The sequence below is a fragment of the Croceibacterium sp. TMG7-5b_MA50 genome, from assembly GCF_039830145.1.
Classification (GTDB): Bacteria; Pseudomonadota; Alphaproteobacteria; order Sphingomonadales; family Sphingomonadaceae; genus Croceibacterium.
In genome coordinates, this window is record NZ_CP156082.1 from 818,125 (window position 1) to 838,063 (window position 19,939).

17 protein-coding genes are annotated in these 19,939 nt (G+C 65.3%); 5 read left to right on the forward strand and 12 right to left on the reverse strand.

From position 1 onward, the window contains the following. Positions 1 to 10 precede the first annotated feature (10 nt). Complete coding sequence (gene tyrS / locus V5740_RS04070; protein ID WP_347303805.1) at positions 11 to 1,243, reverse strand: tyrosine--tRNA ligase; 1,233 nt, start codon at positions 1,241 to 1,243, stop codon at positions 11 to 13. Positions 1,244 to 1,286: 43 nt separating this feature from the next. Between tyrS and V5740_RS04075 the strand changes: the two genes are divergently transcribed. The 3 genes from V5740_RS04075 to V5740_RS04085 are packed head-to-tail and all read left to right on the forward strand — an operon-like array spanning position 1,287 to position 4,260. Then, a complete protein-coding gene (locus V5740_RS04075; protein WP_347303806.1) occupies positions 1,287 to 1,823 on the forward strand; it encodes a DOMON-like domain-containing protein in 537 nt (178 codons plus the stop codon). Next, complete coding sequence (locus tag V5740_RS04080) at positions 1,820 to 3,022, forward strand: DUF1343 domain-containing protein (protein WP_347303807.1); 1,203 nt, start codon at positions 1,820 to 1,822, stop codon at positions 3,020 to 3,022. Before V5740_RS04075 ends, V5740_RS04080 begins: the two co-directional genes overlap by 4 nt. Next, positions 3,022 to 4,260: a Xaa-Pro peptidase family protein gene (locus V5740_RS04085; RefSeq protein WP_347303808.1), complete on the forward strand. Its 1,239-nt coding sequence runs from the start codon at positions 3,022 to 3,024 to the stop codon at positions 4,258 to 4,260. The genes V5740_RS04080 and V5740_RS04085 overlap by 1 nt, the downstream gene beginning before the upstream one ends. Here the strand turns inward: V5740_RS04085 and V5740_RS04090 are convergent, their stop codons facing one another. The 11 genes from V5740_RS04090 to V5740_RS04140 all read right to left on the reverse strand — a co-directional run bounded on the left by V5740_RS04090 (position 4,261) and on the right by V5740_RS04140 (position 14,929). Continuing rightward, positions 4,261 to 4,578 carry a hypothetical protein gene (locus V5740_RS04090; RefSeq protein ID WP_347303809.1) on the reverse strand — a complete coding sequence of 106 codons (318 nt, stop codon included), beginning with the start codon at positions 4,576 to 4,578 and terminating at the stop codon, positions 4,261 to 4,263. Between the two features lie 23 nt (positions 4,579 to 4,601). Next, complete coding sequence (locus tag V5740_RS04095; protein WP_347303810.1) at positions 4,602 to 5,333, reverse strand: RNA methyltransferase; 732 nt, start codon at positions 5,331 to 5,333, stop codon at positions 4,602 to 4,604. After that, positions 5,333 to 5,794 (reverse strand): transcriptional regulator NrdR, encoded by a 462-nt coding sequence (nrdR, locus tag V5740_RS04100; protein ID WP_347303811.1) that lies wholly within the window; start codon positions 5,792 to 5,794, stop codon positions 5,333 to 5,335. The genes V5740_RS04095 and nrdR overlap by 1 nt, the downstream gene beginning before the upstream one ends. Before the next feature lie 3 nt (positions 5,795 to 5,797). Beyond that, positions 5,798 to 6,022 (reverse strand): hypothetical protein, encoded by a 225-nt coding sequence (locus V5740_RS04105; RefSeq protein ID WP_347303812.1) that lies wholly within the window; start codon positions 6,020 to 6,022, stop codon positions 5,798 to 5,800. Positions 6,023 to 6,025: 3 nt separating this feature from the next. Further along, positions 6,026 to 7,351, reverse strand: a complete 1,326-nt coding sequence (gene glyA, locus V5740_RS04110; RefSeq protein WP_347303813.1) for a serine hydroxymethyltransferase — start codon at positions 7,349 to 7,351, stop codon at positions 6,026 to 6,028. Beyond that, a complete protein-coding gene (rpiB, locus tag V5740_RS04115) occupies positions 7,348 to 7,800 on the reverse strand; it encodes a ribose 5-phosphate isomerase B (RefSeq protein ID WP_347303814.1) in 453 nt (150 codons plus the stop codon). The genes glyA and rpiB overlap by 4 nt, the downstream gene beginning before the upstream one ends. A 714-nt stretch (positions 7,801 to 8,514) precedes the next feature. Beyond that, a complete protein-coding gene (locus V5740_RS04120) occupies positions 8,515 to 8,859 on the reverse strand; it encodes a response regulator (protein WP_347303815.1) in 345 nt (114 codons plus the stop codon). Next, positions 8,856 to 10,307, reverse strand: a complete 1,452-nt coding sequence (locus V5740_RS04125) for a PAS domain-containing protein (RefSeq protein ID WP_347303816.1) — start codon at positions 10,305 to 10,307, stop codon at positions 8,856 to 8,858. The genes V5740_RS04120 and V5740_RS04125 overlap by 4 nt, the downstream gene beginning before the upstream one ends. A gap of 24 nt (positions 10,308 to 10,331) precedes the next feature. Continuing rightward, the gene (gene rpoD / locus V5740_RS04130; RefSeq protein WP_347303817.1) at positions 10,332 to 12,371 is read right to left on the reverse strand and encodes an RNA polymerase sigma factor RpoD; all 2,040 of its coding nucleotides are present in this window, start codon (positions 12,369 to 12,371) and stop codon (positions 10,332 to 10,334) included. A 216-nt stretch (positions 12,372 to 12,587) separates the two neighbouring features. Further along, the gene (dnaG, locus tag V5740_RS04135) at positions 12,588 to 14,444 is read right to left on the reverse strand and encodes a DNA primase (RefSeq protein ID WP_347303818.1); all 1,857 of its coding nucleotides are present in this window, start codon (positions 14,442 to 14,444) and stop codon (positions 12,588 to 12,590) included. 29 nt (positions 14,445 to 14,473) lie between these two features. Beyond that, positions 14,474 to 14,929 carry a GatB/YqeY domain-containing protein gene (locus V5740_RS04140; RefSeq protein WP_347303819.1) on the reverse strand — a complete coding sequence of 152 codons (456 nt, stop codon included), beginning with the start codon at positions 14,927 to 14,929 and terminating at the stop codon, positions 14,474 to 14,476. Between the two features lie 157 nt (positions 14,930 to 15,086). Between V5740_RS04140 and carA the strand changes: the two genes are divergently transcribed. Next, positions 15,087 to 16,247 carry a glutamine-hydrolyzing carbamoyl-phosphate synthase small subunit gene (carA, locus tag V5740_RS04145; RefSeq protein ID WP_347303820.1) on the forward strand — a complete coding sequence of 387 codons (1,161 nt, stop codon included), beginning with the start codon at positions 15,087 to 15,089 and terminating at the stop codon, positions 16,245 to 16,247. A gap of 301 nt (positions 16,248 to 16,548) precedes the next feature. Then, positions 16,549 to 19,887 (forward strand): carbamoyl-phosphate synthase large subunit, encoded by a 3,339-nt coding sequence (gene carB, locus V5740_RS04150; RefSeq protein WP_347303821.1) that lies wholly within the window; start codon positions 16,549 to 16,551, stop codon positions 19,885 to 19,887. The last annotated feature ends 52 nt before the right edge of the window (positions 19,888 to 19,939 follow it).

Below are 19,939 nucleotides of genomic sequence, written 5' to 3' on the forward strand. Positions count from 1 at the left end.
CAGCCAAGCCTTACGCGCCGCGCAGGATGCCGTGCTTCTTGCGGCCCAGGCTCAGCTTGCGCTCCTCGCCCGGCGCCAGCACGATCAGCTCCGCCGGGTCGGTGGCGGGCTGGTCGTCCAGCCGCACCGCGCCTTCCGCGATCTTGCGCTTCGCCTCGCCCCCGCTGGCGGCAAAGCCGATGCCGGTGCAGGCCGCGCCCAGCCGGATGCCGTCCGCCGGCACGCTCAACACCGGCAGGTCGCCGCCCAGCGCGCCGCCGGCAAAGGTCTGCGCCGCGGTGTCGGCTGCACCCTGCGCCGCCTCCCGGCCGCGCACCAATGCCGTGACCTCGTTTGCCAGCACGATCTTGGCGTCGTTGATCTCGGAACTCTGCAGCGCCTCCAGCCGGGCGATCTCGTCCAGCGGGAGGTCGGTGAACAGGCGCATGAACTTGCCGACGTCCCGGTCGTCCACATTGCGCCAGTACTGCCAGAAATCATACGCGGGCAGCATGTCGTCGTTCAGCCACACGGCGCCGGCGACGGTCTTGCCCATCTTGCTGCCATCGGCGGTGGTCAGCAACGGGGTGGTCGCGCCGAACACCTCCGTCCCGTCCATCCGGCGGGCGAGCTCGATGCCGTTGACGATGTTGCCCCACTGGTCGCTGCCGCCCATCTGCAACCGGCAGCCATGGCGCTCAGCCAGCTCCCGGAAGTCGTAGGCCTGCAGGATCATGTAGTTGAATTCCAGGAAGCTCAGCGATTGCTCCCGATCCAGCCGCTGCTTGACCGAATCGAAGCTCAGCATCCGGTTCACGCTGAAATGCTGGCCGACCTCCCGCAGGAACGGGATATATTCCAGCCGGTCCAGCCACTCGGCATTGTCCAGCATGATGGCATCGGATGGGCCGTCGCCAAAGGTCAGGAACCGTTCGAACACCCGTTTGATGCTGGCGACGTTCTCCGCGATCGTCTCGGTCGTCAGCAGCTTGCGGGCGTCGTCCTTGAAACTGGGATCGCCGATCTTGCCGGTGCCGCCGCCCATCAGCACGATCGGCTTGTGCCCCGCCTGCTGCAACCGGCGCAGCAGCATGATCTGCACCAGGCCGCCAACATGCAGCGATGGTGCCGTTGGGTCGAAGCCGATATAGCCGGGCACCACCTGCCGCTGCGCCAGGGCATCAAGGCCCGCGGCATCGGTCAGCTGGTGGATGTAGCCGCGCTCGTCGAGCAGGCGGAGGAGATCGGACTGGTACTGGCTCATGGCCGGGCGCCGGTAGCACGCGGGGACGCGAGGGGGGAAGCCCATGCAGACGTGGGAACTGGTGCCGCATCCGGCCATGCCGGCGGCGGGGGTCAGCGGGGTATCGGCCAGTGTGCTGGCGCCGGTGGACCGGTGGCTGCGGCTGCGCTGGCGCGTGGAGGGGGCGGCGGGGCTAGTCGTGCCACCCTTCGCCGGGCAGGTCCGGGCGGACGGATTGTGGCGCACCACATGCTTCGAATTGTTCGTGCAGCCCGCGGGCGGCACCGCATATGCCGAATTCAATTTCAGCCCGTCCGATCAATGGGCCGCCTACGACTTCACCGACCGGCGCACCGGCATGGCGGAGCGGCCGGTGACGCCGCAGCCGGTCTGCACCATGCGGCGGGGCGGCAATCTGGCGATCTTCGACGTGGCGCTGCCACTTGCCACGGTGCCGCTCGGCTCCGTCGGATTGACGGCGGTGATCGAAGAGGCGGGAGGGGTGAAATCCTATTGGGCGCTGGCGCATGGCGGCACGGCGCCGGACTTCCACGACCCGGCTTGCTTCACCGCATCGCTTGCGGCACCCCAAGCCACATGAACTTCGGCATCGACCGCCTGCTGGCGGATCCCGCGCTCCTACAGCAACTGTCCGGCCGGCGCGTGGCGCTGGTCGCGCATCCCGCATCCGTCACCCGCGACCTGACGCATTCGCTGGATGCGCTGATCGCCGCCGGCATCAACGTCACCGCCGCCTTCGGCCCGCAGCATGGCATCAAGGGCGACAAGCAGGACAACATGGTGGAGACGGCGGACGAGGTCGACGCCACCTACGGCATCCCGCTGTTCAGCCTCTATGGGGAGGTGCGCCGCCCCAGTGGCCAGATGATGAGCACGGCGGACGTGTTCCTGTTCGACCTGCAGGACCTTGGCTGCCGCATCTACACCTTCTGCACCACGTTGCTTTATCTGCTGCAGGCGGCGGAAGCTGCGGGCAAGAGCGTCTGGGTGCTCGATCGACCCAATCCGGCCGGCCGCCCGGTCGAAGGCACGCTGCTGCTGGGCGGCCATGAAAGTTTCGTCGGCGCCGGTCCTATGCCGATGCGCCATGGGCTGACCATGGGGGAGATGGGGCACTGGTTCGTTGCCCGGTTCGGGCTGAACGTCGATTACCGGGTCATTGAGATGGAAGGCTGGCAGCCCGATGCCATGCCCGGCTTCGGCTGGCCGGAAGACCGGCTGTGGATCAATCCGAGCCCCAATGCCGCCACGCTCAACATGGCCCGTGCCTATGCCGGTACGGTGATGCTGGAAGGGACCACTCTGTCCGAAGGGCGCGGTACGACCCGCCCGCTGGAGGTGCTGTTCGGCGCCCCCGACATCTCCGCGTCGGACGTGCTGGTGGAGATGCGGCGGCTCGCGCCCGGCTGGCTGACCGGCTGCGGCCTGCGGGAGGCATGGTTCACGCCGACCTTCCACAAGCATGCAGGTGTGTTGTGCAACGCCCTGTTTGTCCACGCGGAAGGCACGTTCTACGACCATGCGGCGTTCCGCCCCTGGCGGTTGCAGGCGCTCGCCTGGAAGGCGATCCGCACGCTGTACCCGGACTATCCGCTGTGGCGCGACTTCCCGTATGAATACGAGTTCGACCGGCTGGCGATCGACGTCATCAATGGTGGCCCCGTCTTGCGCGAATGGGTCGACGACCCGGCGGCCCGGCCTGCCGACCTCGACGCGGTGACCTCGCCTGACGAGGCAGCGTGGCGCGCGGAGATCGCGCCGCTGCTGCTGTACCGCTGATGCGTCGCCGCTCCTTTCTCGCGGGCAGTGCCGCGGGGCTCGCTGCTACGCTGGTGCCGCCGTTCGCCATGGCGCAGGACGGTCTGCCGAAACTCGGCGCCCGGGCGGTTCCGATCACCGTTGGCGAGCGACAGGACCGTGTCGCCCACGCGGCGGAACTGATGCGTTCGCACGATCTCGACGCCGTGCTGGTGGAGGCGGGCACCAGCCTCAGGTACTTCACCGGCGTGCAATGGTGGCGCAGCGAACGTCTGACCGCCGCCATCATCACGCGGGAGGGGGAGATCGCCGTCGTCACCCCGTTCTTCGAAGAACCCAGCGTGCGCGAGACGCTGGCGCTGCCTGCGGAGATCCTGCCATGGGACGAGGATGAGGACCCTACCGCCAAGGTGGCCGACTGGCTGAAAACGCGTGGTTTGGGGCAGGGGCGCATCGGCATCGAGGAAACCGTCCGTTATTTCGCGGTCGATGGCCTCGCCGCGGCGCTGCCGGGTACCACGCTGGTCAGCGCCAATCCCGTGGTCCGTGGCTGCCGCATGGTCAAAAGCGCCGCCGAACTCGCGCTGATGCAGCTCGCCACGGACATCACGATGGCGGCATATCGCCATGCGGCGCCACGGATCGAGCGCGGAATGGGTCCATCCGACATCTCCGCCCTGATCAACGGCGCCACGAAGCAGATGGGCGGCAACCCGGAATTCGCCCTCGTTCTGCTAGGGGAGGCGAGCGCCTATCCCCACGGCAGTGGTCGCCCGCAGCAAGTGCGCGACGGCGAAGTGATCCTGCTCGACAGCGGGTGCAATGTCGAAGGATATCAGTCAGATATCTCGCGCTCCTTCGTCTTCGGCGAACCCACCGCCTTCCAGCGTCAGGTCTGGCAGCAGATGCGTCAGGGTCAGGACGTCGCGATCGCCGCCGCCCGCATCGGTGCCACGGCCGGCAGCATCGACGACGCCGTACGCAGCTTCTACGAAGGATTGGGCTACGGCCCCGGCTACCGCCTGCCCGGCACCTCCCATCGCACGGGCCACGGCATCGGTCTCGACGGGCACGAGCCGGTCCACCTGGTCCGCGGCGAGCAGACGCGCCTGGCGCCCGGCATGTGCTTCAGCAACGAACCGGGCATCTACATTCCCGGCCAGTTCGGCATCCGGCTTGAAGACTGCTTCTGGATGGAGGAGGACGGCCCCCGCTGGTTCAGCACCCCGGCGCCTTCGATCGACGATCCGTTCGGCTGATCAGCGCGCCGGCACCAGCAAGGGGCGGTTCGGGTCAATCTTCGGTACGTGTCTGAGTTCGCCAGTCTGCATCAGCAGGACGGAACAGCCATTCAGGCGATGTTCGACAGCCTTGTAAAGCAGCGGCGTGTCCGCATGAGCGGTGCCATCGCGGCGTCCGGGTACGGTCTCGTCAGCCGCCTGTATCGGCATCACGTTCGCGCAGCGCCGCGCGTTGGGTTCGAGCGGGCCGGTGACCGGTGCGGCAGGAGCAAGGGCAGCGCGATGATGGTGAGGGACTGCATGGCAAATCTCCTTCGCAGCCGAAGGATACGCCATCCGCGCCCGCACACAAGCTCCAGCTAGTCGCGCGGCTCTCGCTCTAGCGCGGACAGGACCCCCCGCATGGTGCGGACCTCCAGGTGATTCCAGGCGGGTTTGGTCAGCATCGTGCGGAGTGTGCGGCGCGTGCTGGCGGCGCGGCTTTCGGGCGCGAAATAGCCGCGCGGTTCCAACAGACGTTCCAAATGGGCGATCATGCCCTCAAGTTCCTCCTGCGGGGCCGGGGGCAGCAGCTCCTCGGTCGTCGGCACCGCCAGATGCTGCGTACGGGACCAGCCATACGCCACCAGGATCACCGCCTGGGCCAGGTTGAGCGAGGCGAACTGGGGATTGATCGGCACCGTCAAGATCGCCCGGGCAAGCGCCACGTCCTCCGTCTCTAGACCCGATCGCTCGGGCCCGAACAGGATGGCGCTGCGGCCCTGTGCCTCAGCGATGGCACGACCGGCCTCCTCCGGACCGACGACAGGCTTTGTGACGCCGCGTTTGCGCACGGTGGTGGCGTAGACATGGGCGCAGTCGGCGACCGCCTCGGCGGTGCTGGCGAACACCTTGGCGCCTTCCAGCACGATGTCGGCACCCGAGGCTGCCGGACCGGCGGATGGGTTGGGCCAACCGTCACGCGGTTCTACCAGCCGCAGCTCGGTTAGGCCGAAATTGAGCATGGCGCGCGCCGCCTTGCCGATATTCTCGCCAAGCTGCGGCCGCACGAGGACGATGATGGGAGGAGCGCCGAGCGCTTCCATGGCCATCAGCGACCGCCCACGTCGCGCACGGTGCTGGCGAAATCCTCGAAATCGCGGGCATCTTCGAAGTCGCGGTAGACGGAGGCGAAGCGGATGCAGGCCACCGCATCGAGTTCACGCAGATTGTCCATCACCAGCTCGCCAATTCGAGCGGAGGGTACCTCCGCCTCACCCGAAATTTCCAGCTGGCGCTGGATGGAGGAGACGAACTGATCGATCCGTTCCTGCGGTACCGGACGCTTGCGGCAGGCGAGGGCGACGGATTGTTCGATCTTGCCGCGGTCGAACGGCTCGCGCCGGCCGCTCGCCTTCACGACCATCACCTCACGCAATTGCACCCGTTCGAACGTGGTGAACCGCGCCCCGCAACCTTCGCACTGCCGCCGTCGCCGGATGGCGGTGCTGTCTTCGGAGGGGCGCGAATCCTTTACCTGGGTGTCGTCATGCGCGCAGAACGGGCATCGCATGGATCAGGGGCGCAGCCGCTTGTAGAGCATGTAGCCGGCGCCCGCGATCAGGCCGATGGGCAGGGTGACGACCGGCAACACTGCGCCGGCGACCGCACCCACGGCTGCGCCGGTCAGCACCGGCTTGGTCGAAGGATGAGCCATCCCGCCCTTGGCCATGCCCTTCAGTTCGGAGGTGGCATCGTCCAGCAGGCTGCCGGGACGCTGCGGATCGTTGTCGTAGGGCATCAATTATCTCCCGGGATAGACAGGAAAGGCCTGGCACAGTTCGCTTGCCTGGCGGCGCACAGCCTCTTCTACCTGCGCGTCGCCCTCCTCACCGTTGCGGGAGAGGCCGGCGACCACGTCGGCGATCATGCGCCCGACCTGCGCGAACTCGGCCGTGCCGAAGCCGCGGGTCGTAGCAGCCGGGGTGCCGAGCCGGATGCCGGAGGTGATGAACGGGGAGCGCGGATCGAACGGGATCGCGTTCTTGTTGCAGGTCAGGAAAGCGCGATCGAGCGCCTTTTCCGCCGCCTTGCCGGTGACATCCGCCTGGGTCAGGTCGACCAGCACCAGGTGGTTGTCCGTCCCGCCGGAGACGCAGGGTACGCCTGCCTGCGCAAGCGAGTCGGCCAGCGCCCTGGCATTGGCGACGATCTGCGCGGCATAGTCACGGAAGGAAGGCCGCAGCGCCTCCCCGAAAGCGACCGCCTTGCCCGCGATGACGTGCATCAGCGGCCCGCCCTGCAGGCCGGGGAAAATGGCGGAGTTGAACTTCTTCGCCAGTGCCTCGTCATCGGTCAGGATCACGCCCGAACGGGGGCCGCGCAGGCTCTTGTGCGTGGTTGTGGTCACGACATGGGCATGAGGGAAGGGGGAGGGATGCACGCCGCCGGCGACCAGGCCGGAGAAGTGCGACATGTCGATCAGCAGGTATGCGCCCACCTCGTCCGCGATGGCTCGGAAGGCGGCGAAGTCCCAGTGGCGCGGATAGGCGGTGCCGCCCGCGATGATGAGCTTCGGCTTGTGCTCCCGCGCAAGGCTGGTCACCTGCTCCATGTCGAGCAGGCTGTCTTCCCGCCGCACGCCGTAAGGCACGGCGTTGAACCACTTGCCGCTCATGTTCACGGGACTGCCATGGGTCAGGTGCCCGCCGCTGGCGAGATCCAGCCCCATGAAGGTGTCACCAGGGTTCAGCAGTGCCAGGAACACGGCCTGGTTCATCTGGCTGCCCGAATTGGGCTGCACATTGGCGAAGTTGCAGCCGAACAGCCGTGTCACCCGCTCGATCGCGAGCCGCTCCACCTCGTCTGCGTATTCGCAGCCGCCGTAATAGCGCTTGCCAGGATAACCCTCGGCATATTTGTTGGTGAAGACCGATCCGGTCGCTTCCAGCACGGCGGGGCTGGCGATGTTCTCGCTGGCGATCAGTTCGATCCGGTCACGCTGGCGCCCGAGTTCCCGGCCGATGATTGCGGCGACATCGGGATCGGCATCTTCCAGCGTGTCGTGCCAGAAGGTCTTGAGCGGAGTGGAGGTGGCCGTTTGATCGCGGTCGAGCGTGGGCGTGGTCATGCCGGTTCCTGATTCAACTGAGGCTGGGAAAGCTTGTCGACGCGGCGCTGGTGCCGGCCGCCTTCGAAGGGGGTGTCGAGAAAGGCCGCAAGGCATGCCCGGGCCATTTCCGGACCGATCAGCCGCGCGCCCATGGCGATGGCGTTCGCATCGTTGTGCGTCCGCGCGAGCCGGGCCGACAAGGGTTCGCTGACCAGCGCGCAGCGCACAGCCGCATGGCGGTTGGCGGCAATCGAGATGCCGATGCCCGACCCGCACAGCGCTACACCGAGCGCCGCCTGATTGTCGCCGATCGCCTGCGCCAGACGGTAGCCATAGTCGGGATAATCGACCGAGCTGGCACTGTCCGGGCCAAGGTCAACAACCTCGTACCCGATGTCGGCAAGCCACTGGGCAAGATCCGCTTTCAGGTCGAAAGCGGCGTGGTCGGACGCGATCGCGATCTTCATGGGCGCGCCCATAGCGCAAGCGGGCATCGCTGGCCACCCGCTCCGACAGCGGCATTATCCTGCCGGCGGACCGGCAAAAACCTGCCGGTAACCGTCCTTGGCAGTGAAGCGGGAAAGGAGAGCCGACTAGACTGCATCCGACGGGAAGCTGCCAGAAAGCTGAGAGATATGAGCCTGATAAATCTTGTCGGTATGGGCCGGGGCCCTGCCAGACCGACTCCGACCCCTACACCGGCCCCTGCCCCGGCGCCGCCGCCTTTGCCATCAGCAGCGCCTGCGACTTCACCGCCGACGACTGCGGAACAGGGCGACGATGCTGCGCGCGATCCGCAGGCAGCCGACAACAGTGCAGGTGCGGGGGAGGACGGAGAGGTCACTTACAACCCGCGACCGGCACCGTCACAATCGCCCGTCCATGTCGCCGAGGCTGCCAGCCCGCCAGCCTCAGCGACGCCGGCGGGCCATCTCGCCGCGGTGAGGGAGATTGGCGTTGCCCAGTTTGACGATGTTCGCCTGCGGATCGCGCCAGTGGAGGTGGCGAGGGCATCTTCGGCTCGTCCGGAGGCAACGCCGGAAGTCGCCGAGCGCGAGTCACTCCCAGCAACGCTGGTGGAGGCGCAGGCGATCTATGCGCATAGCATCCGGGTTCTGCTCGCCGGGCAACCAGCCGGCAGGTCGGCGCGGATCGTCGCCGAGCCTTAGAAAGAGCCGGGCCTAGCCTTCGAACGCGCGGCGAATGGCGGCGAGGTCGTAGGGCTTGCTGATGGTGGGAACGGCGGCGAGATCCTGCGGCCAAGATTGCAAACTGTTGCCGGTGGCGAACACCACCGGCACCTGCGCTGCAAGAAGCGCGCGCGCCAGCGGGAAGCTTTGACGACCGTGCAGATTTACGTCCAGGATTGCCGCATCCCAGGTGCATTCGTCTACGCAGCGCAGCCCTTCGTCCAGCGAACAAGCCAGCCTGGCGCATGCGCCGACACTCTGTAGCATGTCCTCCAGCGCGAAGCCAATGATCGGCTCATCCTCGACCAGCAGAACCCTGCGTCCGGCGAGTTTCACACTCCGGCATCCGCCTGAGTGGCAGGCATGAGGCGTGTCTCGATGGTACAGGCGAGACCTTCCGGCGCATAGGTCAGCTGCACGCGGCCATCGCCGTCAGCGGAAAGGCCGCGCTCGATCAGGCGAGTGCCGAACCCGCGCCGGCTTGGTGGTCGCACAGGCGGTCCGCCGGCCTCCTTCCAATGAAGCCGCAGCGCTGAGCTATCAGTCACTGACCAGGTGATGGCGATCTGTCCTTGCTCGTTGGAAAGAGCACCATATTTTAGCGCGTTAGTGCATAATTCGTGAACGATCATGGCCAGCGAAACCGCAGTTTGCGGTGGCAGCGCCACATCCGGGCCGGCGAGGGTGAAGCGGGCAATTGCATCTCCGGCGGTCGCCTCTGACGCCCGGCGCACGACATCGGCAAGTGGTGCGTCACCCCATTGCGCCTCCGTCAGCAGGGTATGCGCGGCCGCAAGCGCCTTCAGTCGGGCGCTGAAGATCGCCTGCGCCTCTTCCGCCCCAATGACGGCGCGGAAGGACTGACCTGCAAGGCTTTGGACAATGGCGAGCGTGTTCTTCACGCGATGGCTGAGTTCGCCGATCAGCAGCGTCTGGCGCTGTTCGTACTCGACCTCTTCGGTCAGGTCGTAGCCCTGGACGATGATGCCGCCGACGGAGCCATCTGCCGCGAACACGGGCTGGAAGATGAAGTTCAGGAACAGTTCGGCAGTACGGCCCTGCGGCAGACGGCGGAGCAGTACGCGGGTGCGGCGTCCGTAGAAGGGCTGCCTGGTGGCGCGCACCTGATCCAGGATCTCGCCGAAACCCTGCTCCATCACTTCGGGCAGGGCGTCGCTGACCGGTTGGCCGATCAGGTCGTTGCGGCCGACCAGCTCGCAATAGGCTCTGTTGGCCATGGTGAAGCGGTGATCGGGCCCTTCCAGCAGCGCGACGAAACCGGGGGCATGGGCAAAGAAGTCGAGCAGCCGACGGCTTTCTGCGGCAAGATCGGTATTACGCTCCTGCACCGCGCTCGCGCGGCGAAGCAGGTCCGCCTCATCCCGCGCCCGGCGCAGATTGTGTAGTTCGGTGATGTCGACCGTGTGCTGCAGGATGTAGCTGAGTGCGCCAGACTGATCGGGCAGGGGCGTGTGCGTGGCACTCCAGTACCGCACGTCCATTCCTCCGTCGGGTCGAGGAATGTCGTAGCGGATGATGGCAATTTCGTCCGGCTCGCCAGTTCTCAATACGCGTTGGAGCGACTCGTTGAGCAGCTTGTAGCTTTCGGACGCAGGATCAGCCGGAAAGGCCTCCATCAGCCTGCGCCCGAAAATCTCCGTTCCTTGCCGCATGGTGACGGATAGATATGCATCGTTCGCCCACGCGATCACCAGATCGCGGTCCAGCACCATGTACGGGTTGGGCGAGCGTGCGAACAGCGCCGCGAAGTCGAGCGTCACCACGCGGGCGGCGGTCCTATTACAGGCTCACTGGTCCAGGAACGAGCGCATCTTGCGGCTGCGACTCGGGTGCTTCAGCTTGCGCAGCGCCTTTGCCTCGATCTGCCGGATACGTTCGCGGGTCACGCTGAACTGCTGTCCGACCTCCTCAAGCGTGTGATCGGTATTCATGCCGATACCAAAGCGCATGCGCAGAACACGTTCCTCACGCGGGGTGAGAGAGGCGAGGACGCGAGTGACGGTTTCCTTGAGGTTTGCCTGGATCGCCGCATCCACCGGGATGATCGCGTTCTTATCCTCGATGAAGTCGCCCAAGTGGCTGTCTTCCTCGTCGCCGATCGGCGTTTCGAGGGAGATCGGCTCCTTGGCGATCTTCATGACCTTGCGCACCTTTTCAAGTGGCATGGAAAGGCGTTCGGCCATCTCCTCCGGCGTCGGTTCGCGGCCCTGTTCGTGCAGGAACTGGCGGCTAGTCCGCACCAGCTTGTTGATGGTCTCGATCATGTGAACGGGGATGCGGATGGTCCGCGCCTGGTCCGCAATAGAACGGGTGATCGCCTGCCGAATCCACCAGGTGGCGTAGGTGCTGAACTTGTAGCCGCGGCGATACTCGAACTTGTCGACCGCCTTCATCAGGCCGATGTTCCCTTCCTGGATCAGGTCAAGGAATTGCAGGCCGCGATTGGTGTACTTCTTCGCGATGGAGATCACCAGGCGCAGGTTCGCCTCGACCATCTCCTTCTTGGCGATGCGCGCCTCGCGTTCACCCTTCTGCACCATGTTGACGATGCGGCGGAACTCGCCAAGCGACATGCCGGTCTGCGCGGCGATGTCGGCGATTTCCGCGCGGATGCGCTCCACCGGCTCCGCCTCGTTGGTGGCGAAGGCGGTCCACTTCTTGTCCTTCTTCGACACGGAACCGAGCCACGCATCGTCGAGCTCGTTACCCATGTACGAGTTCAGGAAGTCGACGCGCTTGATCTTGTGACGTTCGGCCAGACGCAGCATCTGCCCGCCCAGCGTGGTCAGCCGGCGGTTGAAGGCGTAGAGATTGTCGACGAGGTATTCGATCTTGGTCGCGTGGAATTGGACCGATTCTACCTCTGCCGTCAGCTGATCGCGCAGCTCCTCGTACTGGCGCTCCTTGGCCGGCGCGAAGCTGTTGCCGGCGCCCAGCACGTCCACGCGCTCGGCCTGCAGCGTCTCGAACCGGTTGAACAGGTCGGTGATGCGGGCGAAGCGCTCCAGCGCGTCAGGCTTCAGCGCGGCTTCCATCTGGGCCAGGGAAAGGGTGTTGTCCTCCTCTTCCTCTTCCTCGCGACGGCGACGGCCGGCACCTTCGCCATCCTCATCCTCGTCGGCGGAGGCTTCCTCCTCGGGCTCTTCCTCCTCCTTGTAGGACGGGCCGGCGGTCTCCTCGCTGATCTCGCCGTCGTCGTCCTCGTCGGACTCCATCTTGTCGACCGGCGGCTCCTTGGACAGCATTGCGTCGAGATCGAGGATCTCGCGCAGCTGCATCTCGCCATTGTTCAGCGCTTCGGACCACTGGATGATGGCGTGGAAGGTGATCGGGCTTTCGCACAGGCCCATGATCATCATGTCACGGCCCGCCTCGATGCGCTTGGCGATGGCGATCTCGCCCTCGCGGCTCAGCAGTTCGACGGCGCCCATCTCGCGCAGGTACATGCGCACCGGATCGTCGGTGCGTTCGGTGGTTTCCTTGCGCTTCTTCTCGGGCAGGGTGGCGGCGGCGGCCTCGTCGGGCTCGGCGCTGTCCTCGTCCTCGTCCGCGCTGCCGGATTCCTCGGTCCGGCGCTCGCCGTCCTCGTCCTCTTCGGCGGCGTCCTCGTCATTCTCGACGATGTTGACGCCCATTTCGCTGATCGCGGACATCACGTCCTCGATCTGGTCAGTGGACATCTGGTCTTCGGGCAGCGCCTCGTTCAGCTCGTCCACGGTGATGTAGCCGCGACGCTTCGCCTTCGCGATCAGCTTCTTGATCGACGCTTCGTTGAGGTCGATCAGCGGAGCATCTTCGGCCTGGGTGGTCGTGTCTTCCGACGCCATTGAGTGTTCTAACCTGTTTCCTGTGCGCCGGGCGGCAGCGGGGCCGCGCCGGGTTCACCCTGTTCCCCGACCCCCGCACCGGCGGCCGGTTTTCTTGCCATCTGCCCGAGTCGCTGATCGAATGCCAGCCTTCGTTTATTGGGCGATGGTGCTTCGTGCGAGCACCCGATATGGTACCGGCTCAATGGGGATCAAGCGGTCTATCAGAAGGGACGCCTATGCCGCTTCAAGCTTTCTGACTTGCGTCTGATACCTCTGAGTAAGTTCAAATAGGCGCTGCTTCTCGTGCCATGCCTCATCGGTCATCTCACGTTGGAAGTGCTCCGAAGCATTGAGGTACGCTTTCTTGATATTTGATTGATCGACGTACAGGCTGACCGCATCGACAAGGCACTCGGTTGCTCGGTCATGTTCCGCCTTCCAGACGAACGGAAACCGCAAGTGGTCGTATTCTTCCGGTTCGGGTCGTTTTAACCCAGCCTGCATCAGGGCGTCTTCATACAGCGCGGGGCTCGGTGTGATGCCGTCGAGATGAGCGGTTACCAAAACTCCAATGCGGGCATCCAAGGACTTTGAGTCAGTAGAAAAAATTTTCTGATACAAAATTTCTATGAGGTATGGATAACGTAATAGACCTTCAGTTATCGCTGCTCCAAGCCGCCGATGCAATGCATCGTTGCTAAACAATGTAGCTTTAGAGGATATGCCAACAGTTTGGTCAGCCGCCGATGTAGGTCGACGAAAATCAAATCTTATGACATTGTTGCGTTCCTTTTTATTGTGGCTGCGCTTAAAGCTTTCTCGCCGGGGAAAGGCGAGGGCGGAGAACCGGTCGAGCCAGTCGCGGCGGTACAGCGCGGCGATATCCGGCTGGGCGATCGCCTCCACGTGGGCGAGCAGTCGCGCCTTCAGCCCAGCCTTGTCCTCCGGCCCGGTGAGCGGCTGGACCGCCTGTTCGTGCTGCCAGACGAGGTCGAGCAGGCTGCGTGCCTCCGCCAGCGCCATGTCCATTCCCGCCCGGCCGTCACGCTTTAGCAGGTCATCCGGGTCGAGCCCGGCAGGCAGGATGGCGAATTGCAGCGAGTGACCGGGCCGCAGCATGGGTAGGGCGCGGGTGGCGGCGCGAATGGCGGCGCGCTGCCCGGCGGCGTCCCCGTCGAAGCACAGGACCGGCTTGTCCGCCATGCGCCACAGTAGCTCGATCTGCTGCTCGGTCAGCGCGGTGCCCATCGGCGCCACCGCATCCTCGAACCCCGCGGCCGCCAAAGCGATCACGTCCATGTAGCCTTCGACAACCAGCACCCGGCCGCTCTGCCGGCTGGCGGCGCTGGCGCGATGCAGATTGTAGAGCGTGCGGCCTTTGTCGAACAGCGGGGTATCAGGCGAATTCAGGTATTTGGGAGCATCCTTTTTTTCGTTGTCGAGTATGCGGCCGCCAAACGCGATCACTCGCCCGCGCGCGTCCTGGATCGGCAGCATCAGCCGGCCGCGGAACCGGTCGTAATTCTCGCGCCCTTCGGCCTCGATCCTGAGGCCTGCCTCGACCAACATGGGTTCGCCGAAGCGTTCCAGCGCCGCCTTCAGCGCGTTGCGATTGTCAGGCGCGTAGCCGAAGCCGAACCTTTCGATCGTGTGTGCGTCCAGCCCTCGAACCTTCAGGTAATCGCGCGCTCGCGCGCCGTCTGGTCCGCGCAGATTGGCGACGAACCAGTCCTGCGCCGCCTGCATCGCCTCTGCCAAGCCGTTGCGCTGTTCCGCCGCTTGCGCGGCGCGCGGGTCGGGGCGGGGCACTTCCATGCCCGCCTCCGCCGCCAATTCGCCAACCGCATCGATGAAGCCCAGGCCGCGCTGATCGGTCATCCAGCGGATCGCATCGCCATGCGCGCCGCAGCCGAAGCAATGATAGAACCCCTTCTCGTCATTGACGGTGAATGAGGGGCTCTTCTCATTATGGAACGGGCAGCATGCCTTCCATTCCCGGCCAGCGCGCGTCAGCTTGGTCGTGCGGCCGATCACCTGTGACAGGGTGATCCGCGCGCGCAGTTCGTCCAGCCATTGCGGGGTGAGGGCCATGGGGTGGGATTATGCCTGCATCCGCCCGATCAGGCGAGCGCATCCTTCACCCAGCCACTCGCCCGGCCAAGGTCGAGCACGGTGCCGTGGCGCGCCTTCAGTTCCGCCATTACCTTGCCCATGTCCTTCATGCCCGATGCGCCGAGCTCCGTCTTGATGCCCTCGATCGCGGCGCGGGTTTCCGGCTCGTCCAGCTGGCGGGGCAGGAACTCCTCGATCACAACCAACTCGGCCTGCTCCTGCGCGGCGAGTTCGTCGCGCCCACCTTGCTCGTACATGGTGATCGATTCGCGGCGCTGCTTGGCCATCTTCTGCAGCACGTCGATCACCAGCGTGTCGTCATCCGTCACCGGCTGCGTCGCGGTGCGCTGTTCGATGTCGCGGTCCTTCAGCTTGGCGGCGATCAGCCGCAAAGCGGCAGTCCGCGGTTTGTCGCCCGCCTTCATCGCCGTCACGGTCTCCGCCTTGATCCGGTCCCTGATCATATGTGCCTCTTTCGCAAGGATGTGTGTTGCCGCGCCCCATCCGTCATCGGGCACGATCCGTCAAACTGCGGAGCGCGGCCTTGACGGCGGGGGGTGGCGCGAGTAGCCGCCGCGCCTTAGCAACATCGCTGGCAATTCACCTGAACGGGAGCCCACAATGGCCTTTTCCGCATCCTCTGCCGCGCCTCCCGCAGGCGCAACGGGGGTCCTGGTACTCGCGGACGGCACGGTGGTGTGGGGCAAGGGGTTCGGCCATGTCGGCCACGCAGTGGGCGAAGTGTGCTTCAACACCGCGATGACCGGGTATCAGGAGGTGCTGACCGATCCCTCCTACGCCGCGCAGATCGTCACCTTCACCTTCCCGCATATCGGCAATGTCGGGACGAACGAGGAGGACATCGAGTCCGAGGTCGAGGGCGCAGTCGGCTGCATCGTGCGCGAGGAGGTGACCGCCCATTCCAGCTTCCGCGCCACGCGCGAGTTCGACGAGTGGATGGCCGGCCACTTGAAGATCGGCCTGTCCGGCGTGGACACCCGCGCGCTGACCCGCCGTATCCGCGTGGCCGGCGCGCCAAACGCGGTGATCGCGCATTCACCCAAGAGTGAGTTCGACATCCCGGCGCTGCTTCGCATGGCGCAGGACTGGCCGGGGCTGGAGGGCATGGACCTCGCCAAGACCGTGTCGCGAGAGAAGCACCATGGCTGGGAAGGCGGCCCGTGGGAGTTGGGGAAGGGCTACGGCGCCTCGCCCAAGGCTGGCCCGCATGTCGTGGCGATCGACTATGGCAGCAAGGACAACATCTTCCGCAACCTGGCTCGCGCCGGCGCGCGGGTGACTGTGGTGCCGGCGGAGACCTCCGTCGCGGAGATCATGGCGATGGCGCCCGACGGCGTGTTTCTGTCCAACGGCCCCGGCGATCCGGCGGCAACGGGCAGCTACGCAGTGCCGGTGATCCGCGAATTGCTGGACCGCGACATGCCGATCTTCGGCATCTGCCTCGGGCACCAGTTGCTGGGCCTGGCGGCGGGCGCGCGCACGGTGAAGATGCACCAGGGCCACCGCGGCGCCAACCACCCGGTGAAGCGGCTGGAGGATGGCGTGGTGGAGATCACCAGCATGAACCACGGCTTTGCGGTAGATAATGCTGCATTGCCTGACGGCGTGGAGGAGACGCATGTCTCCCTGTTCGACGGCACGAATTGCGGGATCAGCATTCGCGGCAAGAAGGCGTTCGGGGTGCAGTACCACCCGGAGGCGAGCCCAGGGCCGCAGGACAGTTTTTACCTGTTCGAGCGGTTCGTGGGTATGCTGGGGTGAGGCGACTCCTTGTCTGCACCATGATCTTGCTGGGTGCGTGCAGGGGCAGCGACTATGATGTTGCAGAAGGTCTCACAGACTCTCAGCTTGATGCCATCATCGTGGAATGTGGGCTCACAGCCGACGACTATCTTTCCATCTCAGGGCGGTTAACGATGTCTCGCAACGCAGACTACCAGAAAGCTGCTTGTGCTTTGAACGGCGTCAAAACGATGGGTAAATTCGTCGGCCCTGACGTTCGCAGCAAAATGCACACCAGCCAAGACCGTGCCGCTCATTCAGCACCGGATAGCGAGTAAAAATGCCTAAACGCACTGACATCTCCTCCATCCTCGTCATTGGCGCTGGCCCGATCATCATCGGCCAGGCGTGCGAGTTCGACTATTCGGGCACGCAGGCGATCAAGGCGCTGCGTGAGGAGGGTTATCGCGTCATCCTGGTGAACAGCAATCCAGCGACGATCATGACCGATCCGGACATGGCCGATGCCACCTATGTCGAGCCGATCACACCGGCGATCGTTGCCAAGATCATCGAGAAGGAGCGGCCCGATGCGGTGCTGCCCACGATGGGCGGGCAGACGGCGCTGAACTGCGCGCTGGCGCTGTACGAGGACGGCACGCTGGAGAAGTTTGGCGTGCAGATGATCGGCGCCGATGCCGACGCGATCGACAAGGCGGAGAACCGCCAGCGTTTTCGCGAGGCGATGGACAAGATCGGCCTGGAAAGCGCGCGCAGCGGCACCGCGCATACGTTGGACGAGGCGTTCGCCGTACTGGAACGCACCGGCCTGCCCTCCATCATCCGCCCGTCCTTCACGCTGGGCGGCACCGGCGGCGGCATCGCCTACAACCGCAGCGAGTTCGAGGCGATCGTGCGCAGCGGCCTCGATGCCAGCCCGACGACCGAGGTCCTGATCGAGGAATCGCTGCTCGGCTGGAAGGAATACGAGATGGAAGTCGTGCGCGACCGGCACGACAACTGCATCATCATCTGCTCCATCGAGAATGTCGATCCCATGGGCGTCCACACCGGCGATTCCATCACCGTCGCACCGGCGCTGACGCTGACGGACAAGGAATACCAGATCATGCGCAGCGCCAGCATCGCGGTGCTGCGCGAGATCGGCGTGGAGACGGGCGGCAGCAACGTGCAGTTCGCGGTGAACCCACGTGACGGCCGCCTGATTGTGATCGAGATGAACCCGCGCGTCTCGCGCTCGTCGGCGTTGGCATCGAAGGCCACCGGCTTCCCCATCGCGCGCGTCGCGGCGAAGCTGGCGGTTGGCTACACGCTGGACGAGATCACCAACGAGATCACCGGCGCCACGCCGGCGGCGTTCGAGCCGACGATCGATTACGTCGTCACCAAGATCCCGCGCTTCGCGTTCGAGAAGTTCAAGGGCGCCAAGCCTGACCTCTCCACCGCGATGAAGTCGGTCGGCGAGGTCATGGCGATCGGCCGCAACTTCAAGGAATCGCTGCAGAAGGCGCTGCGTGGCCTTGAAACCGGACTCGATGGCTTCAACCGCGTGCTGGAGCTGGAAGGCGCGGGACGGGATGAGATCGTCGCCGCGCTGAGCCGGGCGACGCCTGACCGGCTGTTGCAGGTGGGGCAGGCCTTCCGCGAGGGCTTCACCGTGGACGAGGTCCACGCGATCACTCATTACGACAAGTGGTTCCTGCGGCACATCTGCGAGATCATCTACGAGGAGCAGATGATCGGCCAGAACGGCCTGCCCAACGACGCGGATGGCTTGCGTCGGCTGAAGGCGATGGGCTTTTCGGACAAGCGGCTGGCCACGCTGGCGGTTCGTTCGATCGGCGTGGCCGGTGGCCTCGCGGAAACGCAGGCGAAGCGCAGCGGGCTGCTGCACGATACGCTGCGCGCCATGGCCGGCGCCACCAGCGAGGATGAGGTCCGTGCCCTCCGACAGAAGCTGGGCGTGCTGCCGGTGTTCAAGCGCATTGACAGCTGCGCCGCCGAATTCGAGGCGGTGACGCCCTATATGTACTCCACCTACGAGGCGCCGACCTTCGGCGAGCCGGAGAACGAGGCCGCGCCGAGCGATCGCAAGAAGATCGTCATTTTGGGCGGCGGGCCGAACCGGATCGGGCAGGGCATCGAGTTCGACTATTGCTGCGTCCACGCTTGCTTCGCGCTGGCGGAGGCGGACTACGAGACGATCATGGTCAACTGCAATCCGGAGACGGTGAGCACCGACTACGACACGTCCGACCGCTTGTATTTCGAGCCACTGACTGCAGAGGACGTGCTGGAGATCCTGCGTGTTGAACTGACCGCCGGCACGCTGGTGGGCGTGATCGTGCAGTTCGGCGGGCAGACACCGCTGAAGCTCGCCGCCGCGCTGGAGAAGGCGGGCATCCCTATCTTGGGCACCAGCCCAGACGCGATCGATCTGGCGGAGGATCGGGAGCGTTTTGCGCTGCTGGTGAACAAGCTGAAGCTGCTGCAACCGGCCAACGGCCTTGCTCGCAGCCGGGACGAGGCGGCGGCCGCCGCGGCGCGCATCGGCTACCCGGTGCTGCTGCGCCCGTCCTACGTCCTGGGTGGCCGCGCGATGGAGATCGTGGATAGCGAGGCGCAGCTGGATGACTACATCGCCACGGCTGTGAACGTGTCCGGCGACAGCCCGGTGCTGGTGGATCAGTATCTGCGCGACGCGATCGAATGCGATGTGGACGTGCTGTGTGATGGCGAGAATGTCGTGATCGCCGGCGTCATGCAGCATATCGAGGAGGCGGGCGTCCATTCGGGCGACAGCGCCTGCACCCTGCCGCCCTACAGCTTGCCGGCCGAGACGGTGGCGGAGATGGAGCGGCAGGCGCGCGAGCTGGCGTTGGCACTTGGCGTCCGTGGGCTGATGAACGTCCAGTTCGCGGTGAAGAACGGCGTCGTCTACCTGATCGAGGTCAATCCACGCGCCAGCCGGACGGTGCCCTTTGTCGCCAAGGCGATCGGCCAGCCGGTGGCGAAGATCGCCGCCCGAGTCATGGCGGGCGAGAAGTTGGTCGACTTCCCCGCAATCCGGCGTGACCTGCCCTACATGGCGGTGAAGGAAGCGGTATTCCCGTTCAGCCGCTTCCCCGGCGCCGATCCGGTGCTCTCGCCCGAGATGAAAAGCACGGGCGAGGTCATGGGGATCGACCGGGATTTCCCCACCGCTTTCCTGAAGAGCCAGCTGGGTGCCGGCAACATGCTCCCGACCAGCGGTCGCCTGTTCGTGTCGGTCAAGGACAGCGACAAGCCGTACATTCTGGAGGCCGTTCGCACGCTGGCTGCCGTGGGCTTCGATGTGGTGGCGACTGGTGGCACGCAGAGCTTCCTGGCCGATAACGGCGTGCCGGTGACGCGCATCAACAAGGTGGCGGAAGGGCGCCGGCACATCGTCGATCGCATCGTGGATGGGGAAATCGACCTGATCTTCAACACCACGGAAGGTTGGCAGAGCCACAAGGACAGCCAGTCCATCCGCGCCAGCGCCATCGACCGGCGAGTGCCGTACTACACCACTGCGGCGGCAAGTGCTGCGGCGGCACGGGCGATTGCTTCTATTCCGGTGGGCTCCGGACCGGCGGCTGCGCTTGAAGTGCGTTCCCTGCAGGACTATTATGGCTGAGCGCGATTTTCCGACAATCCGTTTGCGCTGATCGCCCGTTCACGGCGATGAT